The 19,261-nt window shown below is 65.5% G+C and carries 18 protein-coding genes, 1 tRNA gene and 1 pseudogene; 14 read left to right on the top strand and 6 right to left on the bottom strand.

The genetic code is table 11. The features are described from left to right. Positions 1 to 29 precede the first annotated feature (29 nt). From dapB to CBM981_RS04970, 5 genes are all read left to right on the top strand, one after another. A complete protein-coding gene (gene dapB, locus CBM981_RS04990; RefSeq protein WP_087067513.1) occupies positions 30 to 884 on the top strand; it encodes a 4-hydroxy-tetrahydrodipicolinate reductase in 855 nt (284 codons plus the stop codon). Beyond that, the gene (locus tag CBM981_RS04985) at positions 884 to 1,531 is read left to right on the top strand and encodes a hypothetical protein (protein WP_087067512.1); all 648 of its coding nucleotides are present in this window, start codon (positions 884 to 886) and stop codon (positions 1,529 to 1,531) included. Before dapB ends, CBM981_RS04985 begins: the two co-directional genes overlap by 1 nt. Positions 1,532 to 1,599: 68 nt before the next feature. Continuing rightward, entirely contained in the window at positions 1,600 to 1,845 is a 246-nt protein-coding gene (locus CBM981_RS04980; RefSeq protein ID WP_087067511.1) for a high light inducible protein, read from the top strand. A 68-nt stretch (positions 1,846 to 1,913) separates the two neighbouring features. After that, on the top strand, positions 1,914 to 3,098 hold the full coding sequence (locus CBM981_RS04975; RefSeq protein WP_087067510.1) for an FAD-dependent monooxygenase: 1,185 nt from the start codon (positions 1,914 to 1,916) through the stop codon (positions 3,096 to 3,098). Positions 3,099 to 3,107: 9 nt separating this feature from the next. Further along, on the top strand, positions 3,108 to 3,320 hold the full coding sequence (locus tag CBM981_RS04970) for a DUF2949 domain-containing protein (protein WP_087067509.1): 213 nt from the start codon (positions 3,108 to 3,110) through the stop codon (positions 3,318 to 3,320). 35 nt (positions 3,321 to 3,355) lie between these two features. Here the strand turns inward: CBM981_RS04970 and CBM981_RS04965 are convergent, their stop codons facing one another. After that, complete coding sequence (locus CBM981_RS04965) at positions 3,356 to 3,880, bottom strand: adenine phosphoribosyltransferase (protein WP_087067508.1); 525 nt, start codon at positions 3,878 to 3,880, stop codon at positions 3,356 to 3,358. 41 nt (positions 3,881 to 3,921) lie between these two features. On the opposite strand from CBM981_RS04965, the gene CBM981_RS04960 reads away from it, so the two are divergent. From CBM981_RS04960 to CBM981_RS04930, 7 genes are all read left to right on the top strand, one after another. Next, the gene (locus CBM981_RS04960; RefSeq protein ID WP_087067507.1) at positions 3,922 to 4,479 is read left to right on the top strand and encodes a DUF3038 domain-containing protein; all 558 of its coding nucleotides are present in this window, start codon (positions 3,922 to 3,924) and stop codon (positions 4,477 to 4,479) included. 87 nt (positions 4,480 to 4,566) lie between these two features. Continuing rightward, the gene (locus CBM981_RS04955; protein WP_087067506.1) at positions 4,567 to 5,187 is read left to right on the top strand and encodes a DUF4335 domain-containing protein; all 621 of its coding nucleotides are present in this window, start codon (positions 4,567 to 4,569) and stop codon (positions 5,185 to 5,187) included. 53 nt (positions 5,188 to 5,240) lie between these two features. Then, entirely contained in the window at positions 5,241 to 5,489 is a 249-nt protein-coding gene (locus CBM981_RS04950; protein ID WP_087067505.1) for a hypothetical protein, read from the top strand. After that, complete coding sequence (locus CBM981_RS04945; RefSeq protein ID WP_087067504.1) at positions 5,486 to 5,857, top strand: hypothetical protein; 372 nt, start codon at positions 5,486 to 5,488, stop codon at positions 5,855 to 5,857. The genes CBM981_RS04950 and CBM981_RS04945 overlap by 4 nt, the downstream gene beginning before the upstream one ends. A gap of 40 nt (positions 5,858 to 5,897) precedes the next feature. Further along, the gene (gene ppk2 / locus CBM981_RS04940) at positions 5,898 to 6,842 is read left to right on the top strand and encodes a polyphosphate kinase 2 (protein WP_087067503.1); all 945 of its coding nucleotides are present in this window, start codon (positions 5,898 to 5,900) and stop codon (positions 6,840 to 6,842) included. 249 nt (positions 6,843 to 7,091) lie between these two features. Continuing rightward, positions 7,092 to 7,406 carry a hypothetical protein gene (locus tag CBM981_RS04935; protein ID WP_087067502.1) on the top strand — a complete coding sequence of 105 codons (315 nt, stop codon included), beginning with the start codon at positions 7,092 to 7,094 and terminating at the stop codon, positions 7,404 to 7,406. A gap of 967 nt (positions 7,407 to 8,373) precedes the next feature. After that, a complete protein-coding gene (locus CBM981_RS04930) occupies positions 8,374 to 9,510 on the top strand; it encodes a hypothetical protein (RefSeq protein ID WP_087067501.1) in 1,137 nt (378 codons plus the stop codon). A gap of 43 nt (positions 9,511 to 9,553) precedes the next feature. Here CBM981_RS04930 and CBM981_RS04925 read toward each other — a convergent pair. Then, positions 9,554 to 10,692: pseudogene (locus CBM981_RS04925) on the bottom strand (IS3 family transposase). A 276-nt stretch (positions 10,693 to 10,968) separates the two neighbouring features. Here CBM981_RS04925 and CBM981_RS04920 point away from each other — a divergent pair. Beyond that, positions 10,969 to 11,718, top strand: a complete 750-nt coding sequence (locus CBM981_RS04920) for a hypothetical protein (RefSeq protein ID WP_087067500.1) — start codon at positions 10,969 to 10,971, stop codon at positions 11,716 to 11,718. 743 nt (positions 11,719 to 12,461) lie between these two features. On the opposite strand, the gene CBM981_RS15220 is transcribed toward CBM981_RS04920, so the two are convergent. The 3 genes from CBM981_RS15220 to nrdJ all read right to left on the bottom strand — a co-directional run bounded on the left by CBM981_RS15220 (position 12,462) and on the right by nrdJ (position 16,938). After that, entirely contained in the window at positions 12,462 to 13,373 is a 912-nt protein-coding gene (locus CBM981_RS15220; protein ID WP_157665338.1) for a hypothetical protein, read from the bottom strand. A gap of 1,032 nt (positions 13,374 to 14,405) precedes the next feature. Continuing rightward, positions 14,406 to 14,490, bottom strand: a tRNA-Ser gene (locus tag CBM981_RS04915). 69 nt (positions 14,491 to 14,559) lie between these two features. Continuing rightward, positions 14,560 to 16,938 carry a ribonucleoside-triphosphate reductase, adenosylcobalamin-dependent gene (gene nrdJ / locus CBM981_RS04910; RefSeq protein WP_087067499.1) on the bottom strand — a complete coding sequence of 793 codons (2,379 nt, stop codon included), beginning with the start codon at positions 16,936 to 16,938 and terminating at the stop codon, positions 14,560 to 14,562. A 154-nt stretch (positions 16,939 to 17,092) separates the two neighbouring features. Here nrdJ and CBM981_RS04905 point away from each other — a divergent pair, with 154 nt between their 5' ends. Then, a complete protein-coding gene (locus CBM981_RS04905) occupies positions 17,093 to 18,823 on the top strand; it encodes a peptide chain release factor 3 (RefSeq protein WP_225867541.1) in 1,731 nt (576 codons plus the stop codon). A gap of 55 nt (positions 18,824 to 18,878) precedes the next feature. On the opposite strand, the gene CBM981_RS04900 is transcribed toward CBM981_RS04905, so the two are convergent. After that, entirely contained in the window at positions 18,879 to 19,118 is a 240-nt protein-coding gene (locus tag CBM981_RS04900; protein ID WP_157665337.1) for a hypothetical protein, read from the bottom strand. Positions 19,119 to 19,261 lie beyond the last annotated feature (143 nt).

The raw sequence follows: 19,261 nt of genomic DNA, 5'->3' as shown, positions 1-19,261 counted from the left end.
CAACGGTTTACGTGAACGGTGATCAACCCATGACCAGCAGCAGTGCCGCCCGACCCATCGCCGTGGTGGTGGCCGGGGCCCTCGGCCGGATGGGGGCCGAGGTGGTGCGGGCGGTGAGCGCCGCCGCCGACTGCCGTCTGGTGGGAGCGATTGACACCACCCCCGGCAAGGAGGGGACCGACGTGGGCCTGGAGCTGGGCCTCGGCGAGCTGGAGGTGGCCGTGACGGCCGACTTCGAGGGCTGCCTCTGCCAGGCCAGCCAGCTGGTGCGCAACGACGGCCCCGGCCAGGGCGCGGTGCTGGTGGACTTCACCCATCCCAGGGTGGTGTACGAGCACACCCGCGGGGCCATCGCCTATGGCGTGCACCCGGTGATCGGCACCACGGGCCTCAGCCCGCAGCAGCTGGCCGACCTGGCCGCCTTCGCCGACAAGGCCTCGATCGGCGGCGCCGTGATCCCCAACTTCTCGGTGGGGATGGTGCTGCTGCAGCAGGCCGCCGCCGCCGCCGCCCGCTTCTACGACTACGCCGAGCTCACCGAGCTGCACCACAACCGCAAGGCCGATGCCCCCAGCGGCACCTGCCTCAAGACGGCCGAGCTGATGGAGGAGCTGGGCAAGAGCTTCAACCCGCAGCAGGTGGAGGAGCACGAAACCCTGCCCGGCTGCCGCGGCGGGCAACGCGAGAGCGGCCTGCGGCTCCATTCGGTGCGGCTGCCCGGCCTGGTGGCCCACCAGGAGGTGATGTTCGGCGCCCCGGGCGAGACCTACACCCTGCGCCACGACACCATCGACCGGGCCGCCTACATGCCCGGGGTGCTGCTCTGCGTGCGCCGGGTGCGCCAGCTGAGCGGCCTGGTGTATGGCCTCGAGAAGTTGCTCTGATGCTGATCCCCCTCAAACCCGGTGAGCTGCAGCGGCTGATTCCGGCCGTGGCCAGCGGCCCCCAGTTCAACGCCTGCAGCGGCTCCCCCCGCAAGCTGCTGCAGCGGGTGTTCATCTCGGTGATCGGCGGGGTGATCAGCCTGCTGGTCAGCCAGACCCTGCTGTTCTCCAGCCAGGCCGGGCCGATCATGCTGGTGACCGGCTTTGTCTTCTTCCTCTATGTGCTGTGGGGGCCGATCGTGGAGGCCGGCCGCCGCAACGCCACCCTGCGCCGCTATCCGGCCGCCGCGATCTTCGAGGGGGTGGTGGCCGATCTCTACACGCGTGAGGTGGTGGAGGACCGCCGTGAGCAGGCGGACGGCAGCGGGCGGCTGGAGCTGGTGGAGAACCGCCGCACCTGGCTCACCCTGGAACTGGAGGACGAGGAGGGGTACCTGGGCAAGCTGCGCTTCCCCATGGACAAGAAGAACCAGCTGATCCGCCGCGGCATGGTGGTCCGCACCCTGGTGCTGAGCGAGCGGCGGGATTTCTCACGGATCGGGGCGATCACCGATGCCTGGCTGCCCCAGCTGAAGCTGTGGGTGGGGGAGTACCCCTTCCTGCTCAAGCCAGCGTTCGAGGAGCTCTGCCTGCGCCGCTTGCGCTGAACCTTTGGTGACAGATGGACACACTGCGCAACATTGTGTTACATTGCACTCAGCAAGCCAGGCCATCCATGACCCAAGCCAATCCCGCCGTGATCCGAGGCGCCACCGTGACCACCGAAGACGGCGGCCGTCTCAATGCCTTCGCCAGCGAGCCCCGCATGGAAGTGGTGAGCGCCGAGCGGGGCTGGGGTTTCCATGAGCGCGCCGAGAAGCTGAACGGCCGCATGGCCATGCTCGGCTTCATCGCTCTGCTCGCCACCGAGCTCGCCATGGGTGGCGAGGCCTTCACCCGCGGCCTCCTCGGCATCGGCTGATCGCTTCGGAGCCAGCCGCTCCACAGCATCCCGTTCCCTTGAGCCGCAGACTGTCTGCGGCTTTTTTCATGCCCAGCTCCAGCATGGCCACTGCCGACCTCCGGGCCCTGGTGCACGGGGCTGGTCCCACGGGGGCGCTCACGGCCCTCGCCCTGGCGGAGGCGGGATGGCGGGTGCATCTCAGCGATCCCCTCGATGCGGCCCAGCTCAGGGCCCGCAACCGCGCCTACGCCTTCAACCACTCCAGCCGGCGCCTGCTGGATCGGCTGGGTCTCTGGGAGCTGTTGCAACCCAGCCTGATCCCCTTCCGGCGGCTGCAGCTCTGCGATCTGGGAACAGGTGTGGAGGTGCCGTTCACGCCAGCGGATCTGGGGCGACGTCTGGCGGGTGGCGCCGATGCAGCCGCCGCTGCCGTGGGGTGGATCGGCCTCCACGGGCCGCTGATGGAGCTGCTGCAGCGGCGGCTGGCCGGCGAGCCCCGGATCACCCAGGCCATGGGGGTGGGTTCCGGGGCGGAGCCCTGGCCCGAGTCGCCCCCCGATCTGGTGGTGGCGGCGGATGGCCCCCATTCCCCCCACCGCGAGGGCCTCGGCATCCGCGTGTGGCAGCACACCTACCGTCAGAGCTGTCTCACGGCCCAGGTGGCCCTGCGCGGCACCGACCCCGACCAGGCCTGGGAGCTGTTCCGGCCGGAAGGTCCCTTCGCCGTGCTGCCCCTCGGACCCGGCCGGGCCCAGCTGGTGTGGAGCGCCCCCAGCAGCCGCTGCCGGCGCCTGGAGAGCCTGGGGCCCGATGGCTTCCTCGACGCGCTGGCCGAAGCCCTGCCGGACCGTTTCCAGCCGGATGCGCTGCTCGAGCCACCACGCACGTTTCCGGTGGGTCTGCTCCTGGCCCGCCGCCTGCAGCGCGGTTCCACGGTGCTGCTGGGGGAGAGCGCCCACCGCTGCCATCCGGTGGGGGGGCAGGGGCTCAATCTGTGCTGGCGCGATGTGGCGGTGCTGCATCGCCTGGCCCGGCGGGTGGCGGCCGGTGGCCTCCAGCCTGGCAAGCTGCCCCGGGCCTACGCGCTGCGGCGCTGGCCTGATCTGGTGCTGACCCTGCTGGCCACCGACCTGCTGATGCGGATCTTCTCCAACCGTTCCCGGCTGCTGCTGCCGCTGCGGCGGCTCAGCCTGGCAGCCCTGGGCTCGCTGGCTCCCCTGCGCCGCCTCAGCCTCGGGGCCATGACCAACGGCCCCTGCCGGCCATGGTGAGCTGACCCCATGGTGAACAGCTCCAGCCCCCAGTCCCCCCCACCCCAGGCCCTGCTGCGCTACCTGCGCCACCAGCTGGGTCTGGGGGAGAGCGCCCTGGCCCTCGGCATCAAACAGGCCCAGCAGGAGCAGGCTCCCCTGCCCGTGGTGCTGTGGCGCTACGGACTGATCAGCCTGGAGCAGCTCGAACAGGTGCTGAGCTGGCAGGACACCAACCTCTAGCCCCAACCCTGCGGTTGACCCGGTCCGTCCGGTTGTCAGTCGTAGATGATCAGCGACTCCACCGGCTGGGAGGTGGGCAGCCGCCGCCGCCCCTCCAGGGCGGCGAGCTCGGCCACGAACCCGAAGCCGCAGAGACGGCCCCCCGCCGCTTCCACCAGCTGGGCGCAGGCCGCGGCAGTGCCGCCTGTGGCCAGCAGATCGTCGATCACCAGCACCTTCGGCCCCCCATGGAGGGCATCGCTGTGGATCTCGAGCCGGTCGCTGCCGTATTCCAGGGCGTAATCCACCCCGGTCACGGCGCCGGGGAGCTTGCCTGGCTTGCGCACCGGCACGAAGCCCAGGCCCACCCGCGTGGCCAGCGCCATCCCCACGATGAAGCCGCGGGATTCGATCCCCACGATCAGGTCGGGCTGCAGCCGCTCGCACACCTGCTCGAGCTGGCGGGTCACCTCCTGCCAGCCCTGGGGATCACGCATCAGCGGCGTGAGATCGCGAAAGAGAATGCCGGGCTTGGGAAAGTCCGGCACATCGCGCACGTACTGCCGCAGATCAAGGGCCATCGGCGTGACGGTGGGGTGCGGGAGCTGGCATCATCGCAGCCATGAGCGAAGCCGCCGCCCCGCCTGCGTCCCTCCGGAGCCCTGCCGAGGCCCGGCTCCCCCGCAGGGGCTTGGAGCGCCTCGACCTGCTGCTGCTCGCGGTGGAGGCCCTCGACCTCAACGGCGGCGAGGCGATGGTGTGGATGAGTGAGCAGATGGGCTTCACCGGCCTGTTCCCCAACCGGGTGGAGCTCTGGAAACGCCGCTGCTACAACCCGCTGCGCCGCACCACCCGCCGCGGCGAGCTCGACCCGGCCGAGACCGACGCTCTCATCCGCATCCTCTGTGCCCTGGCGGATCGGCTCTACCCGCTGCTGCGGGCCCTGCTCTCCAGCAGCGATCCGCCGGAGGTGGTGGCCAAGCGCTGGGAGCTGTTCCAGGGCCGCCTGGCCGCCCTGCTGCGGGAGCGGATGAATCCCCGCCGGGTGGGGGTGCAGCGCCTGCTGGATCCCGAGCTCGGCGCCAGCCAGCGCCGCCAGCTGGTGCAGAGCCTGGCCCTCGGTGGCGGCGTGGGAGGCTTCGAGCGCCTGCGCGCCAGCCTGCTCGATCCGGTGGTGTGATGGCCTGCCCCGCCCGGCAGCGCCCAGCCCTCTCTGTCCATCCCCTCTCCGCCAGGCGTTGGCCATGGTGATCGTTCCGACCCAGCCATGAAGCAGACGCTGCGCTACGAGCAACTGAGCTGCCGCCTCCAGGTCGACGGCCTGCCCGACGTCTCGGCGGGTCAGTCGGGCGAGGCGCTCGGCATCATCACCGGCTGGAGCCTGCAGTGGCTGGGCCGGCCGGAGCTGGAGGGCCGCAAGGAGCATCTGCTGGCCCTGATGCAGGTGGTGCTCCCCTACGCCCGCCACCTGCTGAGCGGCGTGGAGCGCCGCTTCGGCCAGGAGGATTCCCCGGTGGAGATCGGCCCCCGTCCCGGTGGGGGCCATCGCCTGCTGCTGCGCAGCAGCCAGCCCGACACCCCCCCGCTGGAGGTGGCCCTCGACGATGCTGAGCTGGCCGATCTGGTGCGTGTGCTGGATCAGCTGCGGCTGGACGCCCGCCTTCAGCTGCCGCTGGATCTGCCCCCGATCAGGCCGCTGCGGCCGCGGGAGATGCAGGAGCGGGTGCCGCGGCGGCAGCGGCTGGCGGCGCCGCTGGGCGGTGCCCTCGTGCTGGCCCTGGCGGCCGGCCTCGGCCTGCTGCTGCCGGAACCCCGCCCCCTGCCGGCACCCTCCAGCCCGCCCACCAGCCCGCCCACCAGCCCGCCGGCGGCCCAGGAGCGGCCCTGAGCCCAGGTGGGCCCCGAGCTTGACGCCACGGCCAGGCTGGTCACACTGTGGCCATGACATCGCTGACCTGGTCGGAGTTGCGCATCCGGGTGGCCCGGTTGGGGGCCGCCCTGGAGGTGGTGGTGCGCAGTGACCCCGAAGTGTGCGGCCTCAGCGGCACCGACTTTCGCCTCTCCCTCCACCACGGCGGCCAGGGCGACTGCTCCGTCGGTGCTCTCCACCTGATCGACTGCCCCAACGAGCTGGTGCTGATGGAGTTCGAGCGCTGGATGCGTGGCGCCGGTCACACCCTGGAGGCATGACGTCGTCCCGCCGGCCCCTGCTGCAGCTGCCGATGAACGCGTCGCAGAGCCGCAAGGCGTTCCGCCGCAGAAGGCTCCCCTCCCGTCTGCGGCAGTTCTCCACCGGGGTGCTCCTGGGCAGCCTGGGCAGTGGGGTGCTGGTGGCCCTGATGCAGATCCCGGAGCGGCTCAACACCTTCCTGCTGCTCAGCAAGGCCATCGCCAACCTCATCGGCGGACTGCAGGAGTTTCTGCTGGGCCTGGTGCAGCTGCTCGCGGTGGTGCTGCTGGTGGCGGTGGCCCTGGCGGCGCTGGTGCTGATCGTGGCGGGTGTGGTGCGCCTGGTGCGCGCCTGCCTGCCCCGCCCCCGCTCGCAGGGCAAGTCCTGAGTGCTCAGTTCATCCCTCCACCGCCCACTCCATGGAGACAATGAAGAAGAAAAAGAAGAAGAAGAAGTCGCAGCGCCCAGCCGAGGAGCAGGCGCCGCTACAGCCCCACTTCGGGCCCTTCTCCGATCGGTACTACCCCTCGGGTCTGCTGGATGATCTCCGCAACGGGGATCCGGCTCCGCTGCCCCCCCAGACGGCCGGCCTGGGCAAGCTCGACCGCAAGCTCTACGAGAAGGAGCTCACCCGGCTGCAGGTGGAGCTGGTGAAGATGCAGTACTGGGTCAAGGCCACCGGCTTTCGCCTGATCGTGCTGTTCGAGGGACGGGATGCCGCCGGCAAAGGGGGCACCATCAAGCGCATCACCGAGCCGCTCAATCCCCGCGGCTGCCGGGTGGTGGCGCTGGGAACCCCGAGTGATCAGCAGAAGAGCCAGTGGTACTTCCAGCGCTATGTGGAGCACTTCCCGAGTGCGGGGGAGATCGTGATCTTTGATCGCAGCTGGTACAACCGCGCCGGCGTGGAGCGGGTGATGGGGTTCTGCAGCCCGGAGCAGGTGGAGGAGTTCCTCACCAGCTGCCCGGAATTCGAACGGATGCTGGTGCGTTCCGGCATCGTGCTGCTGAAGTACTGGTTCTCGGTGAGCGACGAAGAACAGGAGGCCCGCTTCCAGGCCCGCATCGATGATCCCACCCGCCGTTGGAAACTCAGCCCGATGGATCTGGAGGCGCGTGAACGCTGGGCCGACTTCTCGATGGCGAAGGACGAGATGTTTGCCCACACCAACATTCCCGAGGCTCCCTGGTTCACGGTGGAGGCTGATGACAAGCGCCGTGCCCGCCTCAACTGCATGGCCCACCTGCTCAGCAAGGTGCCCTACACCGACATGACCCCGCCGGCGCTCAAACTGCCGCCGCGGCCCAAGCACGAGCCGGTGGAGCGTCCTCCCCGCTGGGAGCAGTTCTTCGTGCCGAACCGCTATGCGTAGGAGACTGGTCTAGCCGTGCAGCCGGGCGAACCAGAGGCCGGCCAGCTGCCAGCTCGACCACAGGAAGGCGGCGAGGAACAGCCAGTTCAGCCAGGCTGGACGCTGAGGTGGCTCGGAAGCCATGGCACACACTGCTCACGGTCCGTCCCAGCCTGCCATCCGAACAGGCAGGGCGGGGAGGCCCGGCTGGGGCATGACGTTCCTTTTCGCTTCGCACCGCTGTGGGGAACCTTGCCTAGGATTGGCTTCATGGGCAACCCGATCAGTCGCGAACTGTTCCTGCAGCGGGCGCTTTCCCGTTTCGGCGACCGCTACGACTACAGCGAGATTGTCTACAAGAGCTACAAGACACCGGTGAAGATTCGCTGCCGCATCCATCCGGTGCGGCAGATCTGCATCACCCCTGAAAAGCATCTCCAGACCACAGGCGGCTGCAAGTTCTGCCTGCGGGAGATGCGCATCCAGATGCTGGAGCGGGAACTGCAACGGCAGAGTGCGCTGCACCCCCCGCTGCGGGCGGCCGAGATCTCTCCCAGCTCTCCCAGTCGGAGTACACCCTCCTGATCCTGCGGCCCATCCCGATGCCCCTACTGCCCGGAATCTGAGGGAGCAGGCCCTTGGCAATGCTGGACCTGCCGATCAGGCCAGCTTGAGCAGGTGGTTCGTGAATCCGGATGTCGACATGGGTCTGTGTTCTCCAGCCTTGCTACGTAATCTTCATCACGCAAGCCAGGTGGTGATCACGACCACCAGGAATCACCTCCTGAATGGCGTTTGACCGTCCATCAATCTTCAGTCGTCCCCTCGCTGGTTGAAGATCCATCCGGGGGGACCTGGTCGTGGGTGTTGTCGCGGGTGTTGTCTCAGTGAGGGATGAGCAGGCGTACTGGCCACAAGGCAAGGAACCTCACAGGGCTTGAATGGGAACCTGTGCTGGATCTGGCCTGCGATCCCGGGGCACTACAGAGCGTTTTCAACCGAGAGAACGTCCTCTTCAGCTGGACTCGGGTTGACGGCAGCAGAAGCTCTTCTTAAGCCAAGACCTCAAATACACCAACAGTGTTCAAGGGACGTAGCCCTACTGGGAAACTCCTTCCCTTGCCAAAGATGCTGGATCCATTGAGCTCAGCTCACGCGGTGTTCAGCCGGGCTGGCTCCCAGTCCTTTCACCTCCATTTACGAGGGTGATGGTGCCCCCTCTGCCAGGAACGTTGACGCCACTCCATCCCCGCGATTTCCACCACTTGGGGCCTGCTGGAACCGATCGATGCGTCCTTACAGCGAGGCCGCCAAGGTTGATGTCCGGCGGCAGCAATGGCCTGACTGCCAAGGGCTCGCTGTGATCGATTTCCAAGTGCTCCCGCTGGTCTGCCAGCGCTGCTGCAGTGACGTCCCCATCAAGACGTATGGAGTTGTAGCGATAGCGCGCTTTGGTGATACCCAGCGCGCGCTGGTCTTTGCCAGAGTCAGGGACATCGGTTCATTCATCCCTTTCCGGGTGGCACGATCCTCCTTGAACTGACGGCGCGTTGTGGCGGTTTCTCGTGTCCTGAACCGCTCTGCTGGGGCCGCAGCGGCCATCGCTGCTCTTCTGCCGCTGGCCTGGCAGCCTGCTCCGTCCTGGGCAAGGCCGCCCTCCTCCGCCATCGTTCAGGAGATTCTCGATGGCGACGAACTCTTCATCGAATCCCGCCGGGCCCGCGTGATGGACAGGGCCCGCACTCCCCAGCACGTGCGCACCGGCGACAGCCGCGGTCAGCTCAGATTCGACACCGGTGCCTCCAGTCGTCTCAGCCGATTCACCCGTATTCGCCTCGGCAGCACATGCTTCCACCTGGGGGGCGGGCAGATCCTCGTTTCAGGCCCCCAGGAGGGCTGTGTCCGCTCCTTCCGCACCAGCGTGCGCGGCACCAATTACATCCTCAGGCTGGTCGACCAGGAGGCGGACGCGGAGGTCATCGTCCTGGAGGGCACCCTGGAGGTGGAACGCTTGGTGGATGGGTTGCCCAGCGGTGAGCCTGGAATCCTCCTGCAGGAGGGCACCCGCTCGCGGCTGTCGGCCGACGGACGGGTGCTCTTCACCAAACGGCTCACGGCCGAGGAGGTCGCCGCCGAGCTCCAGGGTCCCCTTTTCAGGGGATTCCGCTCGCCCCTTGCCGATGGGGAGGCCCTGCGCCGTTCGATCGAACGCAACTGGCCCGAACTGGGACAACCCTCCCCCGTGGGTGGGCCCGCGGCCGACCCCGAGGCCTCGCGCGATCCCCTGGTGAGAAGCATCAACGCCACACGGGTGGCGAATGGCCGCCCGCCGCTCAGCCCACTCCCACCCGAGCTGGCCAGGGCGAACATCAGTTATCTCCAGCCGGTTCTGGTCGGCATCATGCGCAGCAACGACTGCAACCATGACCTGGGGCGCTGGCGGGCCATCCAGGAGGAGATGGCCGCCCGCCACCCCCTGATGCCCACCAGTGAAGTGATCGCCTGTCCACGGCCTACGCGCCAGTGGAACGCCGATCAGATCGTGGCCTCCTGGCTCACCTCCACCCACCACCGCAGCATCCTGCTCGACAGACCCCGGGCATCTCACATCGGCTGTCTCAGGGCTGACATCGGCGACCGTTCCCTGGCGGTCTGCACGATCTGGTCGCCAGTGGCTCCCTTGACGTGACCCCCTTTATCGGTCCAGTCCTTATGAGAGTGGGTGGTCATGGTCATGCTGCAGCTCCTTGTTGAGCTGCCTCCAGGGGCGTACGCCCCTGGAGGGCCGAATGCGGCCTGAGTGAGTTGTACTCCCATCGCCAGCGATCGGCCAGGATCTGCGCCTCCGGGGCTGTAGTGAACAGCTCGGTGTTGAGGAATTCATCGCGGAAGCGGCCGTTGAAGGATTCTGCGAATCCGTTCTCCCATGGGGATCCCGGCGCGATGTAGGCCGTGCTGGTGGCGCTGCTGGCCTCGCACCAGTCCCGTAGGGCCTGCGCAATGAACTCCGGGCCGTTGTCCGATCGGATGAACGCCGGTGCTGGGTAGAGGCTGGTGAGTTCCTCCAGCACGGCCACCACGTCTTTGGCCTTGCAGCGCCTGCCCACCCGGATCGCCAGGCAGAGGCGGCTGTGCTCGTCGATCACGTTCAGGAACTTGAGTCTGCGGCCATCAGCTGTGGCATCGAACTGGAAGTCCATGGCCCACACCTGGTGGGGATGCTCAGCCCGGTGACGCCGCACCGAGCCGTCAGCGGGCCGTGCCCGCTTTCGCTTTCTGGGTGTCGGCCGCTGCAGGCCTTCCTCCCGCCAGAGTCGTTGCACGCGCTTGTGATTGATGGTCCAGCCCTCCCGCCTGAGCAGCCGGTAGGCCATCCGGCGGCCCCAGCGGATGTGCTCCGCTGCGATTTCGCGGAGGCGATGGCGGAGCTTGGCCTCTTCAATGCCGACAACCTTGCCGGGATTTCGTTGGGTGCTCCGGTGCTGCCCCACAACACGGCAGGCCAGGCGTTCAGAGGCCCGGTAACGCTCACGCAGAACCGCGACGGCTCTGTGACGGCGTTCCGGGCTCAGAAGTTTCCCTCGGCGAGATCCTTGAGCATCGCCTTTTCCAGCTCGGCTTCTGCCAACAGCTTCTACTCCTGCGGAGAAGCCTTCGGCTAGAGCCGGGCGTTCTCCTTCTCCAGCTGCGTCAGCCGGCGGGCCTCCTCGGCCTGCATCCCGCCGTACTGCTGCTTCCAGCGGTGATAGGTCGGCTGTGTCACCTCGATGACGCGGCAGACATCGGCGACGGTCTTGCCCTGGGCGATCAGCTGTTCGGCGGTCTTGAGCTTGCGGATGATCTGCTCCGCTGTGTGCCTGGTGCGTTTCATGCTGGAGTCCCCGGCCCAGTCTGGCCGGCTGATGACTCTCATTCACCCTGGACCGGTTTCCGGGGTCCACGTCACCCTGAGCCAGGGCTGCGCGGCCCAATGCTGCGGGATCAGGCGTTCACGAGCGATCGGTGTCAGGCGGGCATGGGTGTGTATGAATGGGTTGTGAGGCCCAGGGCTGTTGGGTGGAACCGCAACCCTGTTGGCCTCAGAGCTGTGATCATCGGGAACAACCTGATGGCACGCCATCGTGATCTTTTCTGAGGCGCTGATCCCATGCCCGAGCGATCTATCCCCCTGGATGAACAAGGCTTTCGCCGGATCGGAGATGCCTGTGGCACCGACAAAACGCTCCACCACGGCTACCAGCGCTTCTATCCCCAGTTCCTGGCCCCCCTCCGCCGCCGCCGCAGGCTGGCCATTGTGGAGATCGGGTATGGGGAAGGCAAGAGCATTCCTCTCTGGCGTGCCTTGTTCCCCCAGGCACAGGTGATCTGCCTGGATCGGGATGTGAGCGCATCGGGTGAGGGCTATGACGTGTTCCAGGTGGATCAGTCGGATCCCGAGGCGGTGAAGGCGGTGATCGAGCGCATCGACCAACCGGTGCATCTGATCGTGGACGACGGCTCCCACGTACCCGCCCATCAACTCAGCTGTTTTTCGATCCTTTTCGAGCATCTCCTCGTACCCGGTGGGATCTACATCGTGGAAGATGTGGAAACGTCGTACTGGACCAATGGCGATGTGTATGGCTATCCCACACGATTCGGGCTGTACACCCCCTGGTCGGCCGTGGAAGCCCTCAAATTGGCGGTGGATTACCTCAACCGTTCCTGCCTTGCACCTCAGGACAGGACCCTGGTGGAGCATTCCCTCGCGATGGCTGGACTCTCGCCCACAGCAGTAGGCCTGATCTCCATGCTTAGCTTTGCCCAGAACTGTGCGATCGCTACACGCATGCTGCCAGAACACCTTGCCTTTTTTGAGCGTCCTTACCTCTACCCGGCACTGACTGCCAGAGAGTAACGAGGCACCGCCCTCGGGCATAGTATTGATTCAAACGGACCGATATAGGGTCGCGTCAATCAAGGAGATCAGGGTTCTGAGACGTTTCCTGCTGCGGGACCCTTGAGAAGGTCGATGCCGAAAAGCATCTGATCGCGGCAACCCACAATCTGCTGAAGTTGTTTCGGTTCCGCCGATCTGGCCAGGAGCTGATGACAGCGGCGGTATGAAGGGTGGTGGCCCTGGCCAGCAGCCCTCGAGCAATGCAAAGCTCTGTCAGGGGGATAGCACTGCTAAACTCCACCATTTATCAACACCTTATGCGGCTATAAGTGGTCGTCCTGTGTCCCTCTGAATGCCGCTAATTGAAATAGCTTCTTGTGTTTCTGATCGGGTGTGCAACACTGAAGGGTTCGGGGGAAAAGCGGTATTCCCGTTGCATATAGTGGCCGACAACTTGATCCGGCTAGATCCGGCTGGCCAACCTGCTCAGTGCGGGAGAGGTGCTGGGATGAAGAGTGCGGTGAGGGGCGGTCGGGGTCCGCTCAGTTCGCTACTAGAGGAAAAGATGCGAAGCGGAATGGCCCGATTGGCCTATTGGAATCCCAACATCGGGCCAACCATCGCCGCACGGAGGAGGACTAGCACGATAGCACTCTATTGAATAGAAATCTAAGCAGTCTCCTGATTGGTTAAACCATTAGAATGGCTCATTCATCTTGCATTATATCAGAGATCTTAACACTTATGCTATCTCAGCTGACTCACCCTCTAGACAGCTGAAAAACGTCATATTGCTGAATGAGTTCACCCCATCCACCCTGATTTGGATATGTGCGTGGAAAGTTGATTTCAAGCGTTCCAGATGGCAGTGGGCACATTGCGTCAGAATCAAGAAAGCCAGCAGAAAACCAAAATACATCACCAAGTCTCACCTTTTCGACAAGCTGCCACCATGTTAAATCGACTGGGTCAGGATCGCCCGGCCCCGGACCTTTGAATTCAAAGGTATGCTGAATGTGCTGGGATGTCTGTAATCCAATTTCGCTTGATGTCGTGCGAGTTTTTGACCCAGAATTCTTTTCCGCTCGGGAGAGCGTTCCGGCTACACTCGCACTAATAAAAGGAATGTCAAGGCCTGCACTTGCCGTCACTGATTGACCTGTCTCTACTGCCCACTCAGACGCTACAGACTGAGTATTTGACGATGTCATGCTCGTGCCAGTAACTACTGTATGAGTTTCCGAGGTGGTAGCAGTGCCTTTTCGTACGCCGTACTGACTGAGAATGTGCTCCCAGTAACGGAACACTTCTGTAAACTTTCCAGAAGTTACGTAGAATCCGGTATCTTCGTGATCGTCGATGTATTCCATGACGTCTGTCAAAAGAGCTTGGTCAACAAAGGTCCGAGCGTTCAGATCAAATGGAGCGGCTTTGATAATATTCATATAGATCCCATAGAGAATCTTCTGGTCGTCGTGGAGATTGTGATTGCTGTAATACTTGTCAAAGTAAGCCTTGTATTGATCAATATCTTTCTTTGTGATCTTTTTACTTGCTGTAAAGTATGTACATGCTTTTGCGCACAGCTTTGGAGCACCTGTAGTGGAGCGTGGGGCAGGCACTGCGGGTGCAGAAAAGTCTACGTCTGACAGAATGAAGGGCGTTTTTGACATGGCTGATTAGCTGTTAAGGTCTCTAATTAGATTATCTCCAAGGCCCAGTAAGGTTCAGGTTGTTGGGATCGTTGCCACAAATAATCATATTTGGCCCGTTTGTTCGCCCTGAACAGCAGTCCTTCTCGCCAAGGCTTAATATCTTGACAAGCTTTTTTTGTCTCATTCATCTGAAGGCCATTGTTCAGGCTGACTTCTTGAGGCCAATTGTGTGGTCCCATGCAAGTGCTTCCTTCTGATCATGGGGTGTTCAGCCAGCAGGGTTGTGGTCCGACCCAGCAGCCCCAGGCATGCCTCCCATGCATGCACGTCCCCAAGCCCGCCTGAACCGATCGGTCTGGAACGCCTGTTTCGGCAGCATCCCGACGAGGGCAAGCGCCTCGCTCAGTTGGCCGCGGGACACGGATCAGTGCGTGCACGGCCCGCAAGTGGATGGCACGCTTCCCTCAAGGCGGGCCAACGGCCCCGGCGGATCCATCAACGGCTTCTTCTGCCAACCATCACCCTGGCCCGGGCGATACGGGGCCTGGGCCTTGACCGGAAGCGGACAGTCGATTCCTTGTGTTTGCGCTTCTGCCAAGCAGTACCCACCAGTGCAGCGCTACCAGTGGGCATAGCCGGGCGCCTTGATCGATGTCGGCACCCAACAGCTGGCGCGCCTTGAATGTGGATGCCAGCCCGACGAGAGCGGCCTGAACACCGTGGGCTTTCCCTGAGCCGTGTGGTGGCCTGGTTTAACGACCAGGGGAACGAACGCTGACGGCTTGTTACAAGTAACGAGGCTTCTTTCAAGGCCGGTGTCTGGTGCAGAACCTGCCAGGCCCTGCACCCCTCGGATCAACGGGAATGCTGAGGATTCATCAAAGTTTTGCCGAAGGAACGGGCCCTATGTGGTGCCCTACGGCTTCTCAGCGTCTCACCGACCTGCTCAGCTGTCAAACGTGATGCGACACAACAGCCAGGGATCCCTGTAGACCCCCATCACAGCCGGTGATCCCCTCAGATCCTTTGCCGGAACTGGCATTTGCAGAACGGAGAGGGTGGGATTCGAACCCACGGACCCTTGCGGGTCGCCGGTTTTCAAGACCGGAGCCATCAACCACTCGACCACCTCTCCCGGCCTGCCCGCAGGACAGGGTGATGGGATTGTCTCATGCCCTCAGCTTCGCCGGGGCCAGGCCCTGCGTCAGCGTTTGGCCAGGGGCAGCAGACACTTGTCGGAGTCGCATCCGGCTGGGCCGGCCTCCTGCAGCTCTCCACCGTCATAGCGCTGCAGGGCTTCGAAGAAGTCGGCGGTACGCCGGCGGGCTTCCACTTCGGCGTTCAGCCGTTGGTAGGTGGCCAGGTCGATCGGCTCGAACGGCAGCCGCGGGAACGTGGCGTTGGCATCGAAGCGGGCCAGCAGCGCCGCCGAGATGTAGCCGAACCCCTCCTCGATCGCCTCGTGGATCCGGTGAGCCAGCGGTTCGATCTCGTTCTCGCGGAACTCAATCGTGGCGCTGGTGTTGTGGGCCGTGTAGTGCCGCTGCACCTGCATGTAGAAGTCGAACTGGGCCAGGGCGGAGAAGTTGTTGATCTCCACGGCATCGGCGCCCGGGATGTTGGCCCAGCTCACCTCGGTGGGGATCTCCACCAACCACTCGGTGCAGCGGGGATCGAAGGGGTCATCCAGCAGCCGCCCCAGCTCGTCCTTGTCGGACTGGGAGGGCACGATGGCGTAGCCGTAATCCAGGCAGGCCAGAGCCACCGGATCGTTCTTGCGGAAGGTGATGCGGCGGATGAAACGCTGGGCCTTGGGCGGATGCCAGCCGGGTGAGGCGCCGGTGAGCAGGCTCTTGGTTCCAGCAGGCTGCACGGTGGTGCAGCGGTTGGGCCGGCGGATGTTGTGGCGGTCGCAGTACTCCCAGACCGCCTCGTGCACGATGCGCTTCCAGCGCTGCAGGTAGTCGGCTTCGCGCGCCTTGAAGGCCCGGCCCTCCTCCGAATCCGGCCGGCCGGCTTCCCACCAGCGCAGCCACGGGGTGCCGAAGGCATGCACGAAGAAGTCGAACAGGCCGGTGAAGCTCACCCCCACGATCGGATCCCAGGCCCGGCTCTGCCGGTACCGCTCCACTTCAAACTCGTGATTCAGCAGGCACGCCACGGCAATGGCGCCGGCACGGAAGGCTTCCTCCTGGGCCTGGAAGTCTGTGGGGTGGATCTGATTGAGGTGGACCTCGGCCAGGTTGCAGTGGAAGTCGGCGCCCAGAATCTCACCGCAGGGGTTGAGCCCGTAGCGGCCCAGCCGGTGCTCCAGCTCATCGGGCTCGAGGCCCGGGTGGTGCAGCTTCAGCCAGGCACCGGCCTGCTCGCGGCCCTGGTCGCAGTAGATCCCCACGAACTCCTCGCGCAGTTCAACGGTGGGGAGGAGGTCGGCATTGGAGCGGGCGATCGCTTCGGGTGCGAACTGGATGGCCCCCTCACCGCTCTGGAACTGCTTGGTGACGGCCTCGAGCACCGTCTCCCGGCTGGGACGGCTGTGGAACACGCGGGTGTGGTTGGCCATCCGCAGCGCGTCGCGCTCCGGGTCGATGCTCCAGTTGCCCGCGTCATCCTGCTGCCAGAGGTTGTCCTTGGCGCTGGCCGCCAGCGCGTCATCGGCGGCGAACTGGCGCATGCCGGCGCTGCGGCGGATGTTGCCGGCCACGATGGTCACCGCTGCCTCATCGATCAGCAGGCAGCACTCCACCGAGCTGAGCTGCCGTCCCTGGGCCCTGTTGAGAATCTGGGCGACGCGGCCGTAGAGGTCTTTGAGCTTCACGGGATTGGCCATGCCCCCGAAGCCCTTGAGGGTCTCGCCCACCGGCCGCACGTCGGAGAGATCCACGCTCACCCGGATCGGCGTGGCGGCATCGAAGCGTTCATCGCTGCTCAGCTCCAGCAGCAGCTGGTAGCTGTCCACCCAGCCGCGGCGGGTGTCGCCCACCTTCACGGCCACGGTCGCGCCGTCAATGGTGTGGGTGGTGCCCTGCTGGCGCTGGCCGGCCGGGGTGGCGCCGATATCGGTGACTCCGGTGATCTCCAGCCGGTTGCGCACAACCGGCAGACGGTCGATGAGGCGCGGCTCGATGATGGCGCCGGTGCCGCAGCCCATCATCGCCAGGTCCATCATCAGCCCGAAGGCCTCCCAGTCCACCAGGTTGGTGGAGGTGCAGTTGTAGGCGCCGCTGAAGTTCTCCTGCCGGGCAATCCAGGGAGTTCCGCCGATCCAGAGCCACCGGCCCGAAGGCAGCGACTTCTGCTCCAGCTGCATGCGGCGCAGCAGCTGCACCTCCGAGTCGTTCAGACGGCCCAGCTGGCGCAGACCCTCCAGATTGCGCTCCGCCACCGAATGCCAGCTCTCGCGCCCGGCCGCGGTCTTGCGGGAATAGGTGCGGTAGAAGACGGGGTTGGCGGCGGGAGCTGTGGCCGGGAAACCGCCGCTCAGGGACCTCGACGCCGTGGCCCCAGGCTCCGTGGCCCCGGCGGGCTCGTGGACGGATGGAGCCTGATCGCTGGCACCGGCACGCGTGGGGGTGAGGGTCACGGAAGGTCGCTGGCCGTCGGGTGAGCGCCACCATAACGCCACCGATGGGGGCAGCAAGGGGCCCGCGCCACCATTGGCAGTGCCTGGCGGTGCGCTGGCCTGGGCGCCCGTGCTGCCTGTGGCTGCTCCCGCCGCCGGCTGGCAGGCTGGGGCCATGGCCAGCACGACTCCCACCGCCGGTGGCGCCGCCACCACCAGCTCCACCACCAGCTCCACCGCCAGCCCCAATCCCAGCCAGACCGGCATCGGGAGCGCCTCGAGCGTGTCTGCCGAGCTGGCGGCGCTGGCCGAGGCGGTGGGCCGGCGCCGCAACTTCGCGATCATCTCCCACCCCGACGCGGGCAAGACCACCCTCACCGAGAAGCTGCTGCTCTACGGCGGTGCCATCCAGCAGGCCGGTGCGGTGAAGGCCAAGGGCGAGCAGCGCAAGGTGACCTCCGACTGGATGGAGCTGGAGAAGCAGCGGGGCATCTCGATCACCTCCACCGTGCTGCAGTTCGACTACGCCGGCAGCACCATCAACCTGCTGGACACCCCCGGCCACCAGGACTTCTCCGAAGACACCTACCGCACCCTCGCCGCCGCCGACAACGCGGTGATGCTGGAGGACGCGGCCAAGGGCCTCGAACCCCAGACCCGCAAGCTGTTCGAGGTGTGCCGCCTGCGGCGCATCCCGATCTTCACCTTCATCAACAAGATGGACCGGCCGGGGCGGGACCCCCTGGAGCTGCTCGATGAGATCGAGCAGGAGCTGGGCCTGGCCTGCTGGCCTGTGAACTGGCCGATCGGCAGCGGCGACCGCTTCCGCGGCGTGATCGACCGGCGCAGCCACGCCGTGATCCTGTTCCAGCGGGCCGAGCGGGGCCGGGCGTCGGAGGAGAAGGTGCTGAGCGTGGAGGAGGCCCGCAGCTCCGGCGCCGTGGAGCCCGAGCTGCTGGAGGCGGCCCTCGAGGAACTGGAGCTGCTGGAGGGGGCCGGCGCCGAGCTCGATCTGGAGCGGGTGCATGCGGGCGAGCTGAGCCCGGTGTTCTTCGGCTCGGCGATGACCAACTTCGGTGTGCGTCCCTTCCTCGATGCCTTCCTGGAGCTGGCCCAGAAGCCCACGCCCCGGGCCAGCAGCGCTGGAGCGATCGATCCGATCGGACCAGGTTTCAGCGGCTTCGTGTTCAAGCTGCAGGCCAACATGGATCCCCGTCACCGCGACCGGGTGGCCTTCGTGCGGGTGTGCTCCGGCAGATTCGAGAAGGACATGACGGTGCAGCATGCGCGCACCGGCAAGGCGATCCGCCTGTCGCGGCCCCAGAAGCTGTTCGGCCAGGACCGGGAGGTGGTGGACGATGCCTACCCCGGTGATGTGATCGGCCTGAACAACCCGGGCATGTTTGCGATCGGGGACACCCTCTACCTGGGGCCGAAGGTGGAATACGAGGGCATTCCCTGCTTCTCGCCCGAGATCTTCGCCTGGTTGCGCAATCCCAACCCCTCGGCCTTCAAGAGCTTCCGCAAGGGGGTGAATGAACTGCGCGAGGAGGGGGCCGTGCAGATTCTCTACGACACCGACCAGAGCAAACGCGATCCGATCCTCGCCGCCGTGGGCCAGCTGCAACTGGAGGTGGTGCAGTACCGGCTCGAGAACGAATACGGCGTGAAGACCCGGCTGGAGCCGATGGGCTTCACGGTGGCCCGCTGGGTGAGTGGCGGCTGGCCGGCCCTGGAGTCGGTGGGGCGGATCTTCAACTGCAAGACCGTGCGCGATGCCTGGGACCGCCCGGTGCTGCTCTTCAAGAATGAGTGGAATCTCAATCAGCTCCAGGAGGACCACCCGGACCTGCTCCTCAGCGCCGTGGCTCCGGTGGTGAGCGGGGTCGAACCGATCAGCCTCTGAGCTGTTCAGTCTCTGAGCTTCGGCCACACCGGCCGTGGCCTGGCCGGCGGCTGGATCAGTGGTTGGTGCTGAGATCGGGCGTGGGTTCCCACTCGATCTTCACCACATCCACCGGTCCCCGCCCGGTCTGGTTGAGCTGCTGGGCGGCCCGCAGGGCGGCCTCATGGGTGTGGAAGAGGTAGGCCTCGCTGGCGACCTTCACGTCGTAGACGCGCTGTTCGCCGTCTTCGATGGCCAGATAACTGCCGTTGTCGAGCCGCTGGATGGCGTAGCGCTCCGGCTGGGTGCACTCCATCGGATGGGATGGATCGATGTCTGGTGCCCAGAAGTGCATCACCGCGTGTGCCGCCCGATTGGTGTCGTCCGGATCAGCCTAGTCAACCCGGGGGGGCACAACCGCATCGGGATGGGTTTGTCCACCAAGTTCACGGCTCTTTA

It is taken from the genome of Cyanobium sp. NIES-981 (genome assembly GCF_900088535.1).
In the GTDB taxonomy this organism is placed as follows: domain Bacteria; phylum Cyanobacteriota; class Cyanobacteriia; order PCC-6307; family Cyanobiaceae; genus NIES-981.
This window is presented reverse-complemented; position numbering and strand designations above follow the sequence as displayed.